The 15,975-nt window shown below is 71.3% G+C and carries 16 protein-coding genes and 1 other RNA gene; 3 read left to right on the top strand and 14 right to left on the bottom strand.

The features are described from left to right. Nucleotides 1-191: 191 nt before the first annotated feature. Nucleotides 192-377 (bottom strand): hypothetical protein, encoded by a 186-nt coding sequence (locus tag AB0F61_RS16255; protein WP_357809727.1) that lies wholly within the window; start codon nucleotides 375-377, stop codon nucleotides 192-194. 155 nt (nucleotides 378-532) lie between these two features. Then, nucleotides 533-948: RNase P RNA component class A (rnpB, locus tag AB0F61_RS16250), an RNA gene on the bottom strand. Nucleotides 949-1,075: 127 nt separating this feature from the next. Between rnpB and AB0F61_RS16245 the strand changes: the two genes are divergently transcribed. Further along, nucleotides 1,076-1,837 (top strand): sulfite exporter TauE/SafE family protein, encoded by a 762-nt coding sequence (locus AB0F61_RS16245; protein ID WP_357809724.1) that lies wholly within the window; start codon nucleotides 1,076-1,078, stop codon nucleotides 1,835-1,837. A gap of 153 nt (nucleotides 1,838-1,990) precedes the next feature. On the opposite strand, the gene AB0F61_RS16240 is transcribed toward AB0F61_RS16245, so the two are convergent. Next, nucleotides 1,991-3,223: an MFS transporter gene (locus AB0F61_RS16240; protein ID WP_357809722.1), complete on the bottom strand. Its 1,233-nt coding sequence runs from the start codon at nucleotides 3,221-3,223 to the stop codon at nucleotides 1,991-1,993. A gap of 54 nt (nucleotides 3,224-3,277) precedes the next feature. Between AB0F61_RS16240 and AB0F61_RS16235 the strand changes: the two genes are divergently transcribed. Continuing rightward, nucleotides 3,278-3,736, top strand: a complete 459-nt coding sequence (locus AB0F61_RS16235; RefSeq protein WP_357809719.1) for a MarR family transcriptional regulator — start codon at nucleotides 3,278-3,280, stop codon at nucleotides 3,734-3,736. A gap of 174 nt (nucleotides 3,737-3,910) precedes the next feature. Here AB0F61_RS16235 and mctP read toward each other — a convergent pair whose 3' ends face one another. The 7 genes from mctP to AB0F61_RS16200 all read right to left on the bottom strand — a co-directional run bounded on the left by mctP (nucleotide 3,911) and on the right by AB0F61_RS16200 (nucleotide 10,604). Further along, nucleotides 3,911-5,560: a monocarboxylate uptake permease MctP gene (gene mctP, locus AB0F61_RS16230; protein WP_357809716.1), complete on the bottom strand. Its 1,650-nt coding sequence runs from the start codon at nucleotides 5,558-5,560 to the stop codon at nucleotides 3,911-3,913. Next, the gene (locus AB0F61_RS16225; RefSeq protein WP_357809713.1) at nucleotides 5,560-5,802 is read right to left on the bottom strand and encodes a DUF3311 domain-containing protein; all 243 of its coding nucleotides are present in this window, start codon (nucleotides 5,800-5,802) and stop codon (nucleotides 5,560-5,562) included. Before AB0F61_RS16225 ends, mctP begins: the two co-directional genes overlap by 1 nt. Nucleotides 5,803-5,956: 154 nt before the next feature. Next, a complete protein-coding gene (locus tag AB0F61_RS16220; RefSeq protein ID WP_357809710.1) occupies nucleotides 5,957-7,099 on the bottom strand; it encodes a bifunctional RNase H/acid phosphatase in 1,143 nt (380 codons plus the stop codon). A 3-nt stretch (nucleotides 7,100-7,102) separates the two neighbouring features. Beyond that, nucleotides 7,103-7,840 (bottom strand): C4-type zinc ribbon domain-containing protein, encoded by a 738-nt coding sequence (locus tag AB0F61_RS16215; RefSeq protein ID WP_357809708.1) that lies wholly within the window; start codon nucleotides 7,838-7,840, stop codon nucleotides 7,103-7,105. Then, entirely contained in the window at nucleotides 7,830-8,702 is an 873-nt protein-coding gene (locus tag AB0F61_RS16210; RefSeq protein ID WP_357809705.1) for a Nif3-like dinuclear metal center hexameric protein, read from the bottom strand. The genes AB0F61_RS16215 and AB0F61_RS16210 overlap by 11 nt, the downstream gene beginning before the upstream one ends. Nucleotides 8,703-8,785: 83 nt before the next feature. Continuing rightward, nucleotides 8,786-9,358 (bottom strand): flavoprotein, encoded by a 573-nt coding sequence (locus AB0F61_RS16205; protein ID WP_357809703.1) that lies wholly within the window; start codon nucleotides 9,356-9,358, stop codon nucleotides 8,786-8,788. Between the two features lie 16 nt (nucleotides 9,359-9,374). After that, nucleotides 9,375-10,604 carry a helix-turn-helix domain-containing protein gene (locus AB0F61_RS16200; protein ID WP_357809701.1) on the bottom strand — a complete coding sequence of 410 codons (1,230 nt, stop codon included), beginning with the start codon at nucleotides 10,602-10,604 and terminating at the stop codon, nucleotides 9,375-9,377. A 248-nt stretch (nucleotides 10,605-10,852) separates the two neighbouring features. On the opposite strand from AB0F61_RS16200, the gene AB0F61_RS16195 reads away from it, so the two are divergent. Next, nucleotides 10,853-11,524 (top strand): bifunctional DNA primase/polymerase, encoded by a 672-nt coding sequence (locus AB0F61_RS16195; RefSeq protein ID WP_357809866.1) that lies wholly within the window; start codon nucleotides 10,853-10,855, stop codon nucleotides 11,522-11,524. Nucleotides 11,525-11,787: 263 nt separating this feature from the next. Here the strand turns inward: AB0F61_RS16195 and AB0F61_RS16190 are convergent, their stop codons facing one another. The 4 genes from AB0F61_RS16190 to AB0F61_RS16175 form a co-directional block, all read right to left on the bottom strand. Further along, nucleotides 11,788-12,510 carry an FAD:protein FMN transferase gene (locus AB0F61_RS16190; RefSeq protein WP_357809864.1) on the bottom strand — a complete coding sequence of 241 codons (723 nt, stop codon included), beginning with the start codon at nucleotides 12,508-12,510 and terminating at the stop codon, nucleotides 11,788-11,790. A 49-nt stretch (nucleotides 12,511-12,559) separates the two neighbouring features. Then, entirely contained in the window at nucleotides 12,560-13,024 is a 465-nt protein-coding gene (locus AB0F61_RS16185; protein WP_357809698.1) for an FMN-binding protein, read from the bottom strand. Nucleotides 13,025-13,172: 148 nt separating this feature from the next. Further along, entirely contained in the window at nucleotides 13,173-14,591 is a 1,419-nt protein-coding gene (locus AB0F61_RS16180) for a ferredoxin reductase family protein (protein WP_357809696.1), read from the bottom strand. Next, the gene (locus tag AB0F61_RS16175) at nucleotides 14,588-15,970 is read right to left on the bottom strand and encodes a DUF1501 domain-containing protein (RefSeq protein WP_357809693.1); all 1,383 of its coding nucleotides are present in this window, start codon (nucleotides 15,968-15,970) and stop codon (nucleotides 14,588-14,590) included. Before AB0F61_RS16175 ends, AB0F61_RS16180 begins: the two co-directional genes overlap by 4 nt. Nucleotides 15,971-15,975: the final 5 nt, after the last annotated feature.

Below are 15,975 nucleotides of genomic sequence, written 5' to 3'. Positions count from 1 at the left end.
AGGGATAGTTCGGTTCTGGACTGTCGCAGGTCCGACACATCGCGCGCACGATGGAAGAGCAGTCGCAAGGCGATCCGCAGGGCGGGCACTGCGGGAAATCTTCCGGTAGTAGAGCAAGGCACCGCGTTCCGCGCGGTGCGAGGCGGTGAGCCACAGACCCGCCGGGACACCGCCCATCTCGGAGCGAGAGCTCAGTCCAGAGGGAGTTCGCCTGGGAAGTGCGGACGAAGCGCAGCGACCGCATGGTGCAGGCAGTAGTCAAGGCTGTTGCCGTCGAGCCGGATCGAGGCACCATCGAGCCGCTGGCCCGAGATCACGACGGTCCAGGGCTTGTGCTCCCGTTCCCCGTCAATCTTGACGAGCCCGACCAGACCCATCTCCCCACGTGCGCCAGCAGTTCCGGCACGCACTCATCCCATCCACGGATGGGTCCACGGAGGCCGCTACGGAAGCCAGCGGGTCAGGTCAACCAACGGCACTTAACAAAATACCAGCTCAGAGCCTTGATCAAGGGCTCTAAGCTGGTGGGCGACGGACGAGTCGACCTGTACGCCGGATTCTGTGCGCGGCGCGTACCCCGAGGGGTTTGCGCCGGCGGCGGCCATCCATCTCGGCCTGCCGTTGCCGGCAGGCTCCAGCGGCCTACCCGCAGACATCGGGCGGGCAGCCCTCAAGCGTCTGCGCCGGGTCGTCATCTTGCGGTGACGGCCCTTGCTTGGCCTTGCTCCGGGTGGGGTTTACCGAGCCACCCCGGTCACCCGGGGTGCTGGTGGGCTCTTACCCCACCGTTTCACCCTTACCGTCCCCGTTGGGGTCGGCGGTCTGTTTTCTGTGGCACTGTCCCGCGGGTCGCCCCGGGTTGCCGTTAACAACCACCCTGCCCTGTGGAGTCCGGACGTTCCTCGGCGGCGGGCCGAAGCCCGCCGACGCGGCCGCCCGGTCGACTCGTCCGTCGCGCTCTCATCCTAACGACGAGCGTGCTGCCGGTATTGCCGCCCCGCCCCAGCAAGATCGCGCAGCTCAAGGGCGATCCGGCGAAGCCGTCTCACAAGGCGACGGCTAGCCTCGTGGGCCTATGGATCTCTCCCACGCCGCGCTGCTGCTCGCCGCCGGCCTCGCCGCTGGCACTGTCAACGCGGTGGCCGGTGGCGGTTCGCTGATCACCTTTCCAGCGATGATCGCGGTCGGGTTGCCCCCGGTCGCGGCGAACGTCAGCAACTCCATCGCGGTGTTTCCCGGTTACCTGGCCAGCGTGGCGGGCAGCCGGATGGACCTGCCGCGCCCGCGCGCCCTGGCCACGCTGCTGCCCACCACGATCGTCGGCACGATTCTCGGCGCTCTACTGCTGCTGGCCACTCCGGCCCGCGCGTTCGAGCTGGTCGTACCGTTCCTGGTCCTCGGCGCGACAGCGGTCCTGGCCTTCCAGGATCCGCTGCGCCGGCTGGTCGGTCACCCCCGGGACCTGTCGCCACGCCGCCGGACGGTCGCCGTGCAGACGATGGTCGCGCTGGGCGCGGTGTACGGCGGGTACTTCGGGGCGGCGCTCGGGGTGATGCTTGTCGCCGGGCTGGCCCTGGTGCTGGACGCGACCCTGGCGCGGGTCAGCGCGATCAAGAACCTGCTCTCCGCACTGGTGGGGTTGACCACGCTTGTGGTGTTCGCCCTGTTCGGCCCGGTCAACTGGACGGCCGTCGCGGTGGTCGCGCCGGCCACCCTGATCGGCGGGTACGTGGGCGCCCGGCTGGTACGTCGGCTGCCGCCGGTGCTGCTCAAGACGGTGATCGTGGTCTTCGGCACGACGATCGGTTTGTACCTGCTCTGGCGCGCCCTGAGCTGACGTCGCCCGCCGGCAAACACCCAACGCCCGCCCAAGATCCACGCAACATCAGGGAAACTGCTGCCTCAACCGGCGCTGAGGCAGCAGTTTCCCCGAAAGTGCGCGGATCTTGGGCGCGGGGCGCAGGACCCGGGACGCGGGACCCGGGACCGGTTAGTACGCCTCGCCTACCGGCTCCTCCGGGGCGTGTTCGCTGTCGGCGGCGGCGCGGTTCCAGCGGGACCAGAGGACCCGTTCGCCGTAGCCGGCGGCCATCAGGTGCGCGAAGGCCAGGTAGACGAGCACGCCGACGGCGAGCACCCCGAAGCCGACCCAGAACGGCAGCGCCAGCGACTGTTCGGCGAGCTTGCCGGAGATGATCGGTGCCGGCGCGGCGGCGCCCCAGCGGACCAGGTTGAACGCGCCGGTGGCGACCCGTCGGTCGCTGGAGCCCAGGCCGAGCGCCAGGTCGGTGAGGTTGGCGTTGGCCAGCCCCATGCAGAGTCCGGAGAGCACCAGCACCACGAGCGCCTCGGCGGTGCTGCTGGAGGTGGCGAAGAGGACCATGCAGACAAGCAGCCCGGCGATGGCCACGCCGACGGTCTGCACGGCACCGATCCGGTGGGCCAGCCGGTGGCCGATGACCAGGATGCCGGTGGCCAGGCCGAGGCCCCAGCCGGTGAAGGCCAGCCCCAGCGGGATGATGTCCAGGCCGAGGAAGAGCGGGGTGTAGCCGAGCACCACGAAGAACACGAAGTTGTACGCGGCGGTCACCGCGCAGAGGGCGATGAACGCCGGCCGGCGGTAGGTGGCGAAGATCTGGCCGACGCGTACCGGGGCCTGCCGGTTGGTGGGTTCGCGGAGTTTGCGGGAGGCCACGCCGAGGGCGAGGACCATGAAGACGCCGCAGACGAAGAACGGTAGCCGCCAGCTGATCTCGCCGAGCAGGCCGCCGATCAGTGGGCCGACGGCGAAGCCGAGGCCCAGGGCGGTTTCGAAGAGGCCGACCACCCATTCCCGGTCGATGGCCAGGTTGACCAGCACCACCATGGCGGTGGCGAAGAACATCGCGTTGCCCAGCCCCCAGACACCGCGCAGCACGGAGAGTTGCACGATGTTGTCGCTGAACGAGGCGAGGATCGCGGCGAGGCCGACCACGGAGACACCGGTGATGAGCACCGGCTTGAAGCCGAACCGGCCGCTGGCCAGCGTCGCCGGGATCATGCCAAGGGCCATGACCGCGATGTACGCGGTGAAGAGCAACTCGACCTGCCAGGCGGTGACGCCGATGGCCTCGCCGATGGCCGGCAGGATCGGGTCGACGACGGCGATGCCGGCGATCGCGAGGAAGGCCACCAGTGTGGTGGCGTAGATGGCACTGCGGTTTGGTTCGGTACGCCGATCCACTCCGACTCCTCAACTAGCTGTATCGTACAGGTACTTATCCTGTATCATACAGCTATGAACGATGACGACGAGAGCACCCTCGGCCGGATCGAGACCGAGGTGGCCCTGCTGATGCGCTTCGGCGAGGCCACCCGGCGGGCCACCGGCACCGCCGAGCACCGGGTGCTGGACCGCGCGGCGTACGTCATCCTGCGCCACCTGGCCGACGCCGGCCCGCAGAACGTCTCCGCGCTCGCCGCCCGACTCAACCTGGACGGCTCGACGGTGACCCGGCAGGTCTCCGCCCTGCAACGCGACGGCCTGATCACCCGCACCCCGGACCCGTCCGACGGCCGGGGCACTGTCATCTCCCCCACCTCTGCCGGCCTGCAACGGATGGCCGCCGTGCAGGCCGCCCGTACCCGGCTCTACGGCGACATGCTTGCCGACTGGAGCACCGAGGACCGCTCCACCCTCGCAGCCCTACTGGGCCGCCTCAACCAGGCCCTGGTCAACCGCAACCGCCGCCGCTGACCCGCCAGCGACGCCCCTGACCCGCCAGCGACGCCGACCGCCCCGCCGGGTGCCGCTGCGGCGTCTGAATCGTTTGCGACATCGGCTCCATAGCGTCCGGCAGAGACACCATGGCCGCCCCTGCACAGGTACGCCCGGGCACCGACCCACGTCGGCGCCCGGGCGTACCCGCGGTCAGGCGACCGGCTCGCGGGCCGAGTCGGCGTCGCTCTCGGCGCCCGGGGTGACCCGGGGGTCGCCCTCGTCGGCGAAGTAGTCGTCGGGCGTGGTGCCGTCGACCCCCTCCGCCACCTTGGCGGCCCGCAGCGCCAGCGTCACCAGCGCCGCGACAGCCAGGTTGACCAGGACCGCCACGATCCCGACGTAGATCGTCTTCGTGGTGTCGAACCCGAACTCGGACAGCGGGAACGCCGAGCCACCGAAGTGCTTCCTCGTCGGGCTGGCCACCTGGTAGAGCATCCACATGCCCAGCCCCATGCCGACCGCCCAGCCGACGATCAGGCCGGTGCGGTGGAACCAGCGGGTGTAGAGGCCCAACGCCACCGCCGGCAGCGTCTGCAGGATGATCACGCCACCGATCAACTGGAGGTCGATGGAGAACTGCGGGTCGAGGAACACGATGCAGGCCACCGCGCCGACCTTCACCACCAGCGAGGTGATCTTCGAGACGTTTGCCTCCTGGGCCGGGGAGGCGTCCCGCTTCAGGTACTCCTTGTAGATGTTGCGGGTGAACAGGTTCGCCGCCGCGATCGACATGATCGCCGCGGGCACCAGCGCACCGATGCCGATCGCCGCGTACGCCACACCGGCGAACCAGTCCGGGAACTGCTGGTCGAACAGCAACGGCACGATCGTGTTGTTGTCCACGCTGCCGGCCGACGCCCCGGGCAGCGGCTTCACCCCCGCCGCGATGGCCATGTAGCCGAGCAGCGCGATCAGCCCGAGCAGCAGGCTGTACGCGGGCAGCGCCGACATGTTCCGCTTGATCACGTCGCGGTTCCGGCTGGCCAGCACACCGGTGATGCTGTGCGGGTAGAGGAACAGCGCCAACGCCGAACCGAGCGCCAACGTCACGTACTGAAGCTGGTTGTTGCCGTTGAGCAGGATGCCGTCGTTCGGGTTGGGTGAGGCGTCGAACTTCGCGTCGGCCGCGGCGAAGATGTCCCCCCAGCCGCCCAGCTTGTACGGCAGGTAGACGATCGCCACCAGGATGACGATGTAGATCAGGCTGTCCTTGACGAACGCGATGAGCGCCGGCGCGCGCAGCCCCGACTGGTACGTGTACGCGGCCAGGATCGCGAACGCGATGATGATCGGCAGGTGCCGGGCCACCGCGTTGTCGCCGGTGACCCCCATCGTCTTGAGCACGGCCTCGATGCCGATCAACTGCAACGCGATGTACGGCATGGTGGCCACGATGCCGGTGATCGCGATCAGCAGGGCCAGCACCGGTGAGTCGAACCGGTTGCGGACGAAGTCGGCGGGAGTGACGAACCCGTGCCGGTGCGACACCGACCAGAGCCGGACCAGCACCAGGAAGACCATCGGGTAGATCACGATGGTGTACGGCACGGCGAAGAACCCGGCCGCTCCGGCGCCGAACATCAGCGCCGGCACCGCCACGAAGGTGTACGCGGTGTAGAGGTCACCACCGACCAGGAACCAGGTGATCCAGCCGCCGAAGCTGCGCCCACCCAGCCCCCACTCGTCCAGGTGCGCCATGTCCTTCGGTGCCCGCCACCGCGCGGCCACGAAGCCCATCGCGCTCACCAGCAGGAAGAGGAACGAGAAGACGATGATCTCGGTGAGATGGTCGCGCCACATCAGCGGCCTCCCCGCTTCTTCGTCATCTGGTAGACCAACGTGGTGGTGCCGACGCCGAGCAGGATGAAGGCCAGTTGCAGCCAGTAGAAGCGGGGGAAGCCGAAGACCCGGGGCGAGTCGCCATTGAAGAAGACCGGGATCAGCGGCACCACGATCGGGATGAAGAGCAACCAGTTCCAGGGGCTGTGGTCCTTCGCCCTGGTTGGCGCCGTGGTGGGCGCCTCCGGTTCCGGTGCAGCCATCTGACACACCTCCGGGGAGTCGAGGCTCTCGATGTAACGGCCGGAGGCTACGACCCTGTGATGGCCGTCACGCGTCCCGAGAGGCGAATCGTGCGCCGAGCGGCGAGTGCGGTGCGCCGAATGACGGCCGCCCGCACGAGACGGCGAGCGGTGATCAGAGCGCGGCGAGGTGGGCGGTGTCGTTGACCGTGCGGACGGCGACGCCGCCGTCGGGCCACATGTCGAGCACCGAGATGCCGGCCGCGTCCAGGAAGAGCCGATGCAGGAACCCGTCGCCGGCCGCGAGCGCGTCGCGCAGCACCAGCTTGATCGGCGAGACGTGCGAGACGACCACCACTGTCTCCCCGGGGTACGCGGTGAGCAGCCCGGCGATGACGCGGTGCGCGCGTTCGGCGACGTGGGTGAAGGACTCCCCGCCCGGCGGGGCGATCCGAGGTGAGGCGAGCCAGGCGTCCATCTCCCCCGGCCACTGCTGGCGTACCTCCGCGAAGGTCCGCCCCTCCCACTGGCCGAAGTCGCACTCGATCAGGTCGTCCTCGGTGCGGACCGGCACGTCCCCGCCGAGCGCTTCGGTGATCGCCGCGGCGGTGGCCGTACACCGGGACAGCGGTGAGCTGAGCACGGCCGCGACGGACGGGGCCAGCGCGGCCACCCGGGCAGCGGTGGCCAGGACCTGGTCCCGACCCTTCGCGGAGAGCGGCACGTCGCCGCGGCCGGAGTAGCGCCGCTGCTCGGTGTACTCGGTTTCGCCGTGCCGCACCAGGATCAGCCGGGTGGCGGTGAAGGTCGGCCGTGGCTCCCACGAGGCCGGCGCGGTCGCCGGGTCGCTGCCCGTCGCGGGCGTCGCCGGAGGTTGTCCAGTCGTCGGGGTCCGCGCGGGTCGGCCGGCGGCGGCGTCCATGGCGGCGTTGGCGAGCGCGTCGGCGTGCCGGTTCTGCTCGCGCGGGATCCACGCGAACCGCACCGCCGTGAACCGGCCCACCAACCCGGCCGCCTCGGCGGCGAGGGGTCGCAGGCCGGGGTGCTTGATCTGCCACCGGCCGCACATCTGCTCGACGACCAGCTTGGAGTCCATCCGGACGTCCACCTCGGCGGCGCCCAGCTCGGCGGCGGCGGTCAGGCCGGCGATCAGCCCCTGGTACTCGGCGACGTTGTTCGTCGCCGTGCCGAGCGACTCGGAGCGCTCGGCGAGCACCTCGCCGGTCTCCGCGTCACGCACCACCGCGCCGTAACCGGCGGGCCCGGGATTGCCCCGGGAACCGCCGTCGGCCTCGACGCTGACCACCCGCGGCGCCACGAGTTACAGACCCGACTCGTTGGTGCGGACCATGATCCGCCGGCAGTCCTCGCAGCGGACCACGTCGTCCGGGGCGGCCTTGCGGATCCGGGCCAGGTCGGCGCCGGACAGCTCCAGCCGGCAGCCGCCGCAGCGACCCGCGGTGAGCAGCGCGGCACCCAACCCGGTGTCCGCGCGGATCTTGTCGTAGAGGGTGACCAGGTCGGCCGGGAGGTCGGCGGCGAGCGGCTGACGGGCCCCCCGCTTGAACTCCTCCTCCTTGGTGATCTCGGCAAGCGCGTCGTCGCGGCGCTGCTCGGTCGCGGCCCGCTTGTCCCGGGTCTCGGCCAGCCGCTGCTCCACGCCGTCCAGGACGCCCTGCGCGGTCTCGCGCTGTTCCATCAGCTCCAGCTCGGCGTCCTCCAGGTCGCCCTGGCGCCGGTTCAGCGAGACCAGTTCGTGCTGGAGCGCCTCCAGCTCGCGGGCCGGGCCGGTGCCGGCGGCCAGCCGGTTCTCGTCCTTCTCCTTGCGGGCGCGGACCTGCTCGACGTCCTTCTCCAGCCGGGCGATGTCCCGGTCCAGGTCGTCGACGGCCACCTGGGCGCGGACCCGCTCATCCTCCAACGACGACAACTCCCGGGCCAGCGACTCCAGTTCGGCCCGCTCCGGCAGCGTCCGCCGACGGTGGGCGAGCTGGGCGAGGTTGGTGTCGATCGCCTGGAGGTCGAGCAGGCGGCGCTGCACCTGGGGGTCAGCCTTCACGGTCGGGCTCCTTGTCGTCCACAGCGGGTGCGGCGGCGTGCACGGTCCACGGATCGGTGTCCAGGTCGGACACCAGCGTCTCGACGCCCAGCGCCTCCCGCAGGAGGGCGGCCAGGTCGTCCAGCCACGGTCGTTCGGTCGCCCAGTGGGCGGCGTCGATCAGGGCGGGACCATCGGCGGCGAGGTGCTCGCCGGCCGGGTGGTGCCGCAGGTCGGCGGTGAGGAACGCGTCCACCCCGGCGGCGGTCGCGGCGCCGAGGAAGCTGTCCCCCGACCCGCCGCTGACGGCGAGGGTACGAACCATACGCCCGGGATCCCCCGCGGCGCGAACTCCCCAGGACGTGACGGGGAGCACGGCGGCCGCGTGCCGGGTCAGCTCGGCGAGAGTCATCGGCTGCGGCAGCTCCCCGATCCGGCCGAAGCCCCGGTCGTCGCCGTGGGCGGGCGAGCCGGGCGCGGGCCGCTGTAGCGGGCGCAGACCGGTCAGCCCGAATCGGGCCGCGAGGGCGTCGGAGACACCCGGGGCGGCCACATCGGCGTTGGTGTGCGCCGCGTAGAGCGCCACCCCGGCCCGGATCAACTGGTGGATGATCCGGCCCTTGAAGGTCGTCGGAGCGACAGACGAGACGCCGCGCAGCAGCAGCGGATGATGCGCGATGATCATGTCCGCGTCGGCAGCGAGGGCTTCGGCGACCGTCTCGGGCACCACGTCGACCACGCAGAGCACCCGGCGGACCGGGGCGGCCGGCTCGCCGAGCACCAGGCCCACCCGGTCCCATTCCTCGGCCCAGACCGGTGGATAGCGCCGTTCCAGCTCGGCCACCACGTCGGTCACCGTGGGGGCGGATCTGCTTGTGCTCACGGCGGGCCAGCTTACCGGCGCGGGGGCGGTCCAGCGGTGACACCCGGCCCGGCCGCGTCGCCGGCAGGCCGCGCTGGTGAGCGTCAGGCAGCGGTCACGGAAACGGCGTGCAGAGCGGTGAGCGGCATCGCCCACGGGAAGGCGTGCAGGTGCTGCTCCCCCGTGCCGGGCGGATGCAGGGCGATCACGTGGTCACCGAAGAGCACAGTGACACCCCACTCGGCCAGCCGGGCCACCCCGGTACGGAACGCGGGGTGGGCGGCCATCGCGGCGTTCGTGTACGGCACCGCGACGATGGGGACGCCCTTGCCCTGCGCCTCGACCAGCAGCCCGAGCGCCAGGGTGTCGGCGATCCCGGCCGCCCACTTGTTGACCGTGTTGACGGTGGCCGGGCAGACGATCATGGCGTCGGCGGGCGGCAACACGTCCGGGTCACCGGGATTCTTGTAGTGCGTCCGCACCGGGTGGCCGGTCTGCCGAGCAAGTGCGGCCTGGTCGACGAACTTCGCTCCGTCCGGCGTGGTGACCACGCAGACGTCCCAACCATCCTGCTGGGCGAGGTCGACCAGACGGCCGACGTGCCGGGCCAGCGGTGAACCGCAGGCGATGACGTAGAGCACCTGCCGGTGCCCGCTGTGACGTGGTGAACCGGCCATCAAACCGGCTCCGCGCTCATACCCCTACTCCCATGTGCTCAGCCAACTCCGCTACCGGAGAAGGCGGCGCACCACGTGTGCGACGAAGGATGTCCGACATCACCTCGTGGGCGATCGGCCGGCAGCGGACCTCCGACGGGGCCAGTCGGTCACCGAGCAGCAGCATCTCGCCGGCGTTCGCCACGTCGCCCAGTTGGGCGTACCCGCGGGCGATGTCGAGCAGGTGGTGGGCGCGACGTTCGGGCAGCAGCGCGTTGAAGGCGTGCTCCGCGATGCGCAGTTGGTGCACCTCCACGGCCCGCCCTCCGTCACCCAGCTCCACCGCGGCGGCGGCCCGGTGCAGTTCGACGTTCGTCGGGCCGAACGACGTCCAGTAGTGGTTGTGGTCGCCGCCGAGCAGCGTGGCGGCCTCCTGCGCGCAGTTGATCAGGTCGTCGACGCTTGCCGTGTCACCGATGCGCGACGCGGCCATCGCACCCTGGAGCAGCAGCATCCCGTAGACGGAGAGGCGGGCCGGGGTGACCTCGTTGCTGCCGCCCGGGGCGAGCCGGTTGGCGATCTGGACGTTCAGCTCCAGCGCGGGGCGGGCCCGGCCCATCGCGACGAGCGCGTTGCAGACCCGGGTGGTGGCGATGCCGGCCAGCAGCGGGTCGTCGGCCCGCTGGGCCACCGCCATCGACCGGTCGGCGGCCAACCAGGCGAGCTCGCACTCGCCGAGCTTGCGCAGCACCGAGGAGGCGATCTGGTAGACCTGCCCGAGCAGGTGGGCCGCCTCGGGGGCCCGGTCACCGCCGTAGGCGGCGTCGGCGGCCTGCGCGTCACGCAGCAGCTTGGGCAGCGCCCGGGTGAGCATGCCGTAGCGGCCGTACTGGTAGGTGAGCCAGGCGTGGTTGACGGCCTTGCGCAGGTCCTCCAGCGGCGGCGGACACGGCACCGCGTCGAAGTACGCGCTCATCGAGTCGTAGCGTTCCAGCGCCGCCCGGATCTCCTGCACCTCGACCTGGTCGATGCAGTTCAGCGCGTCGGTGCGGCGCTCCGGGTCCTTGCCCAGGAGGAGTTGCACATCGACCTGGAGGATGTCGGCGATCTCGTAGAGGACGGAGAACTTGTCCAACCGGCGGACGCCGCGTTCGACCTTGTCCACCCAGCTCTTGGACTTGCCCAGCCGGTCGGCGAAGACCTGCTGCGACATCTTGCGGCGGCCCCGCCAGTAAGCCACTCGCCGTCCTATGGGTAGCTCGTCCATCTGCCCATCCTCCCCTGCCGCCGCCGACCGATCGAGCCGGGGCGATGTCCGCGGGTACGGCGACTGTCGTTCACTTTCAGGTTTTCGCTGGTCGCACACGATGTACGTCAGCCGTACAGCCAGTCCTCGTACTTTTCGTGCAAGTTGCACGAGCCGTTCGTCAACCTCAACGATCGTGGGTTACGGCAGTGACGGTGCTCGACATGCGACCTGGCGACCGCCGGGCCCGACGAGGGGAGATGGCACACATGTGGGGGAACGTCGGACCGCGCGTCGCCGAACTGTCGCCGCTGGAACGAGTCCGGCTGCGCCGGGTCGCCATGCGGTACGCCACACACGGGTGGGAGGTCACGCCCGGGGCCTGTCTGGCCCGCAGCCGCTTCGTCTGCGGCCGGGCCGGCTGTCCCACAGTGGGCTGCCACCCCGCCCTGGAGAACTGGGAGTTGGCCGCCAGCGCCGACCCGGCCCGGGTCGCCACCTGGTGGCGGAACCGCCCACACGGGGTGCTGCTGCCCACCGGCCGCGCCTTCGACGTGCTGGAGGTGCCCGCCCACCTGGGCCGGCACGTGCTCGACGCGGTGCAGATCCACCCGGCCGGCACCGGCGTACGCGGGCCGGTGCTCGTCACCCCCACCGGGCGGTGGATGTTCCTGGTCCGCCCCGGCGACCCGCTCCGGCCGGAGTTGGAGCACTGCTTCCACGTGGTCCGGCACGGGCCGGGCTCGTGGATCCCCGCGCCGCCCACCCGGCTGCCGGAGGGCACGGTCCGCTGGGCGGTCGCCCCCGAGCAGGCCCGCTGGCAACTTCCGGATTCGTACCTCGTGCAGAACACGTTGATCGGGGCGCTGCGCGCCGCCGGGGTGACCCTCGCCCCCGACCTGCTCCCCGGTCACCTGCCACTGCCCCGTCGAGGCATGTGAGGCAGGCCCCTCCAGCGATTCCATCAGGTGCCCGACAGCGTCGCCGGAGCGCCGGTCCTCGTTGACAGGGAGACGGCGCGAACGCGCGCCACGAACGGGGGAACGATGTCCACGAACGACAGGGCGCCTCATCCCGGCGGCACCGAACCGCCCCGCCGCAGCCACCGACGCCACCGGTGGGCCGGCACCCGGCCGTCCGGCTCGCGCCCCGGCCGCCCACGCCCCACCGGCTCCCGCCCGGCCGGCACCCACCGCCCGATCCGCTAGTCGGTGAACGGGAGCGCCACGGATTGGTACTGGCGGGCATCGTCGGTGACCACCGCGTGGGTGTGGTCGTCGAGGCCGTTGAGCCAGCCGAGACCGGTGGCCCCCATGGCGAGGGCGGCGGTGGCGTACGCGTCGGCCACACCGAGGTCCGTGCCGACCACTGTCACCGAGCGCAACCCGCTGGCCGGTGCGCCCCGGCGCGGGTCCAGCACGTGCCGGCCCCGCTCGTAGACACCGGACGTGGCCACCGCCAGGTCGGTGCCGGTGAGCACCAGGCAGGTCGCCATGGCGTCCCAGGGGTGCCGGATGCCGACGCGCCACGGCGCCCCGGCCGAGGAGAAGCCGCGTACCCGCACGTCACCGCCGGCGTTCACGCAGTGGTTCACGGCACCGGCGGCGAGCAGGCGGTCGGAGGCGACCTGAGCGGCCCACCCCTTGACGAAGCCGGACGGGTCGAGCCGCCCGGTGGCGTACGCGTCGAAGAACCCGTCGGTGGCACCCCACAGGTCGGCGCAGGCCTCCAGCACGAACCGCAGCTCCGCGGACGCCTCGGAGAGCAGCACCTCGCCCCGGTCGAAGCGGCACACCTCGCTGTCCGGCTTGTACGTGCTGAACCGGGCGTCCACCTCGCGCATCCAGGTGAAGACCTCGTCCGCCAACTCGTGCAGGGTCGCCGGCGGCAGGTCGTCGGCCAGGTCGACGGTGATCGCCGTACCCATGATCTGCTCGACCCGGCACAGCCCCGGTCGGGTCATCGCGGCCGGCACGTCAGAACGCCTCCTCGATCGCGCCCCGCAACGACTGCTTGTAGGAGTTGCTGGTCTCGGTGGCGCCGGAGACGGTGTTGACGTTGGCGCTCTGCTTCTGCACCACCTCGCCGCCGGAGCCGTCGTACCTGCTGCTGACGTCGCCGCTGTGGATGTCGGACTCGCCGCCGCTGGGCAGCGACAGCGAGACGGCGTCGACGATGCGGTTGCCGGAGACCACGATCTGCACCTGCACGAACCCGTACTCGTTGTCCACGCCCGGCCCGGTGACCCGCCGCGTGGTCGGCTGCGGCGCCTTGGTGGTGGTCCGTGGCGCGGTCGGAGCCTTCGTGGTGGTGCGCGGGCTGCCGGGCGGCCGGGCGGTGCTCTTGCTGGGTTTGGGCGACGACGGCGCGCTGGGGCGCCACCGACGGTGTCGGTGCCCCCGCCACCGGGTCGGCGGCCGGCTCGGCGCCTGGGTCCACATCCTGCGGGGTGGGGTTGACCGGCTGGGCGGTCGGCAGGTTCTGGGCGACCTGGGTGGTGCCCGGCGAGCCCTTGAACACCACGAGCGCTGTGGTGCTGGCGGCCAGACCGGTGATCGCGAGCAACGCGCGACGCATGGGATGCCTCTCCTACAACTCGAACGTGGCCAGGTGGATCTGCCGTCGGGGCACGCCGGCGCGGCGCAGCGCGCGGACCGACTGTTCCACCAGGCCGGGTGGCCCGCACAGGTAGACGTCGCGCCGGGCCACGTCGGGCACCAGTTGCCGCAACCCGTCCGGGCTCATCAACTGGCGGGGGCCGGGGTCGTCGCGGGAGCCGATGACGTACCAGACCGAGGTGTCGCGCTCCTGGGCCAGCCAGTCCAGCTCGCGGCTGAGCAGCACGTCGGCGGGGGTACGGGCCCGGTAGATCAGGGCCGCGCCCGGCGGCAGCTCCTCCAGCATCGCCCGGATCGGCGTGATGCCGCTGCCGCCCGCGATCAGCAGGGCCCGCTCGCGGACCCGGTGCGCGGCCGTGAAGGTGCCCGACGGGCCTTCGGCCCAGACCCGGGTGCCCGGGGTCAGGTCGCGCAGGTCCGCGGTGTGCGCGCCGACGACCTTGACGGTGAGCCGCAACCAGCGACCGTTCGCGGCGGCGGAGACGGAGAACGGGTGCGACTGCCACCAGCAACCCCGGGTGAGGAAGCGCCAGCGGAAGTACTGGCCGCCGAGCATCGCCAGCCGGCCGAGCCGCTCACCGGTGAGGTAGATGGAGATGGTGTCGGGGCTTTCGGCGACCACGTCGGCGACCCGCAGCCGGTAGCGCAGGTTGAACGTCAACGGCGCGAGCACCCGACCCCAGAGCAGGGCGGCGACCACCAGCAGGTAGAGCGCTATCCAACCGGTGCGGACCGGACCGGGCTTGTACAACTGCGCGCCGTGGGTGAACTGGTGGCCGAAGCCGAGCAGCAGGATCAGGTAGCTGGACAGGTGCAGCAGGTGCCACAGCTCGTAGGGCAGCGCCCGGCGGATCGCCCGAATGCTGCTGAGGCCGACCAGCATCATGATGCCGGTGGCGACGAACGCCGACACCATGTCCTCGTAGTCGCCGAGCAGCGTGCCGACCTCGGCCAGGATCGACTGGTTCCGCAGGTCCGCGTAGCCGACGAGAATCAGCGACAGGTGCGCCAGCACGGCGACCAGCAGGGTGGCGCCGACGTCGCGGTGCCAGCGGGCGATCTGCTCGCCGCCGATCCACCGCTCCAGCACCGGCAGCCGGCTCATCATCAACACCTGCACCAGCAGCAGGTAACCGGCGATCAGACCGCTGATCCGACCCGCCGCGGTGACGGTGGCCGCGGTGCTGCGCAGCGAACCGGCGGGGGTGCCCAACCACCACGGCAGCACGCTGGCGAGCAGGCCGACCAGGAGCAGCAGGCCCAGCAGCCGCCGGCCGCCGGGTCCGCGCCGGTCCGGGACCTGCGGGGGTACGGGAGCAGCCGACCGGCCGCCGTGCCGGGACGAGGTCCCGGTACGGCGGCCGGCGGCGTGGGTGTGCGGGTACGTCACGCGTACAGCTTCATCGGGGCGTACTTCTGGCGGGGGAAGATCGTCTCGACCTCCGCGTTGGTGAGCCCGAACCGGCCCTGGGCCACCGCGCCGTACACGTTGAACATGTTGTTGTACTCCGGCACGTCACCGGAGTCCGGCTTGTCCAGACCGTTCCAGTCGCCGAGCAGCGAACCGGCCAGCTTCTTGCCGGAGAGGATGGTGACCACCCCACCGTGGCCGTGGTCGGTGCCGCCGGTGTTGGAGCGGATCCGGCGACCGAACTCGCTGGACACCATGATCGTCACGTCGGCGGCCTGCGGGCCGAGGTCGGTGAAGAAGGCCGCCATCGCGCTTGCCAGCTCGTTCAACCGGCGGTGCAACTGGCCGCCCGCAGCGGTGCCCTGGTTCTCGTGGGTGTCGTAACCGCCCATCCCGACGGTGGCGACCCGGACGTTCGCCCCGCCCTTGATGAGCTGGGCGAGCTGCTTGAACGAGTTGCCGACGCCCTCGTACTTGACGCCCTCGGCGGGCTCGTACGGCTTGGCGGCCAACTGCTGGGCGGTGGCCAGCGCGCCCATGCCCTCCTGCACGGCCTCCTCCACCGGGTGGTTGATCCCGGTGAAGAGCCCCTTGATGGCCGCCTCGGTGGCGGCCCGGAACTTCTGGTCGCCGTTGAGCCGCAGCGACCCCACGTTGTTGAGCGACAGCGCGCCGTTGGTGCCCACCAGCGAGCGGGGCAGGGTGCTGCCGATGCCGACGCTGCGGAACGCGGTGCCCTTGCCCAGGTGGTCGACGAGGCCGTCGAGCCAGCCCCGGCCGCCGGTCTCGTTGGGCAGGCCGCCCAGGTTGCAGGCGTCCGCGGCCTGGAAGTGGCTGCGCGACAGCCGCGGGTCCGAGGTGCCCGGGACGAAGCCGAGCTGACCGGCCGTGAGCCACTTCTCCAGCGGCTTGAACGCGCTGGTCAGCTTGAAGCCACGGGCCAGAGCCAGCGAGTCGTTGCCGAGCAGCAGGTCGGGACGGTCCTTGGCGAGCACTGGGTCGTTGTCCGGCGCGACCAGGCTCAGCCCGTCCAGGCCGCCGTAGAGGAAGACGTGGATCAGGGTGCCGGTCTTGGTCGCCGCGAACGACGCCGACGTGGTGACGAACTGGGCGGTGGCCAGGGCGGTGGCGGTGGCCGCGGCACCGGCGACGAAGGTCCGCCGGGTGACGCCACGGCCGTCCTGCTGGGCCTCCTCCAGGTTCTCCAGAGTGCGGTAGCGGTCCCGCTCGGCGGCGCTCTCGGCGGCGACGATGTCCGCCTCCGCGCGCAGCAACGCCTCGGCCGGGTTGTCGGCCAGCCGTCGCACGTCGGGGCATTCGGGGTGCAGGGGGAAAGAGTTGTACACAGTCTTCTCCATCGGGT

Origin of the sequence: Micromonospora sp. NPDC023888 (assembly GCF_040639415.1) — a bacterium.
In the GTDB taxonomy this organism is placed as follows: domain Bacteria; phylum Actinomycetota; class Actinomycetes; order Mycobacteriales; family Micromonosporaceae; genus Micromonospora.
Note: the sequence above shows the minus strand (reverse complement) of the source record. Positions and strands in the feature narration are given on the sequence as shown.

Coding starts and splice junctions, on each gene's coding strand:
- AB0F61_RS16255 (WP_357809727.1), bottom strand. CDS start 377: ATGGGTCTGGTCGGGCTCGTCAAGATTGACGGGGAACGGGAGCACAAG.
- AB0F61_RS16245 (WP_357809724.1), top strand. CDS start 1,076: ATGGATCTCTCCCACGCCGCGCTGCTGCTCGCCGCCGGCCTCGCCGCT.
- AB0F61_RS16235 (WP_357809719.1), top strand. CDS start 3,278: ATGAACGATGACGACGAGAGCACCCTCGGCCGGATCGAGACCGAGGTG.
- mctP (WP_357809716.1), bottom strand. CDS start 5,560: ATGTGGCGCGACCATCTCACCGAGATCATCGTCTTCTCGTTCCTCTTC.
- AB0F61_RS16225 (WP_357809713.1), bottom strand. CDS start 5,802: ATGGCTGCACCGGAACCGGAGGCGCCCACCACGGCGCCAACCAGGGCG.
- AB0F61_RS16205 (WP_357809703.1), bottom strand. CDS start 9,358: ATGGCCGGTTCACCACGTCACAGCGGGCACCGGCAGGTGCTCTACGTC.
- AB0F61_RS16200 (WP_357809701.1), bottom strand. CDS start 10,604: ATGGACGAGCTACCCATAGGACGGCGAGTGGCTTACTGGCGGGGCCGC.
- AB0F61_RS16195 (WP_357809866.1), top strand. CDS start 10,853: ATGTGGGGGAACGTCGGACCGCGCGTCGCCGAACTGTCGCCGCTGGAA.
- AB0F61_RS16190 (WP_357809864.1), bottom strand. CDS start 12,510: ATGGGTACGGCGATCACCGTCGACCTGGCCGACGACCTGCCGCCGGCG.
- AB0F61_RS16185 (WP_357809698.1), bottom strand. CDS start 13,024: ATGTGGACCCAGGCGCCGAGCCGGCCGCCGACCCGGTGGCGGGGGCAC.
- AB0F61_RS16175 (WP_357809693.1), bottom strand. CDS start 15,970: ATGGAGAAGACTGTGTACAACTCTTTCCCCCTGCACCCCGAATGCCCC.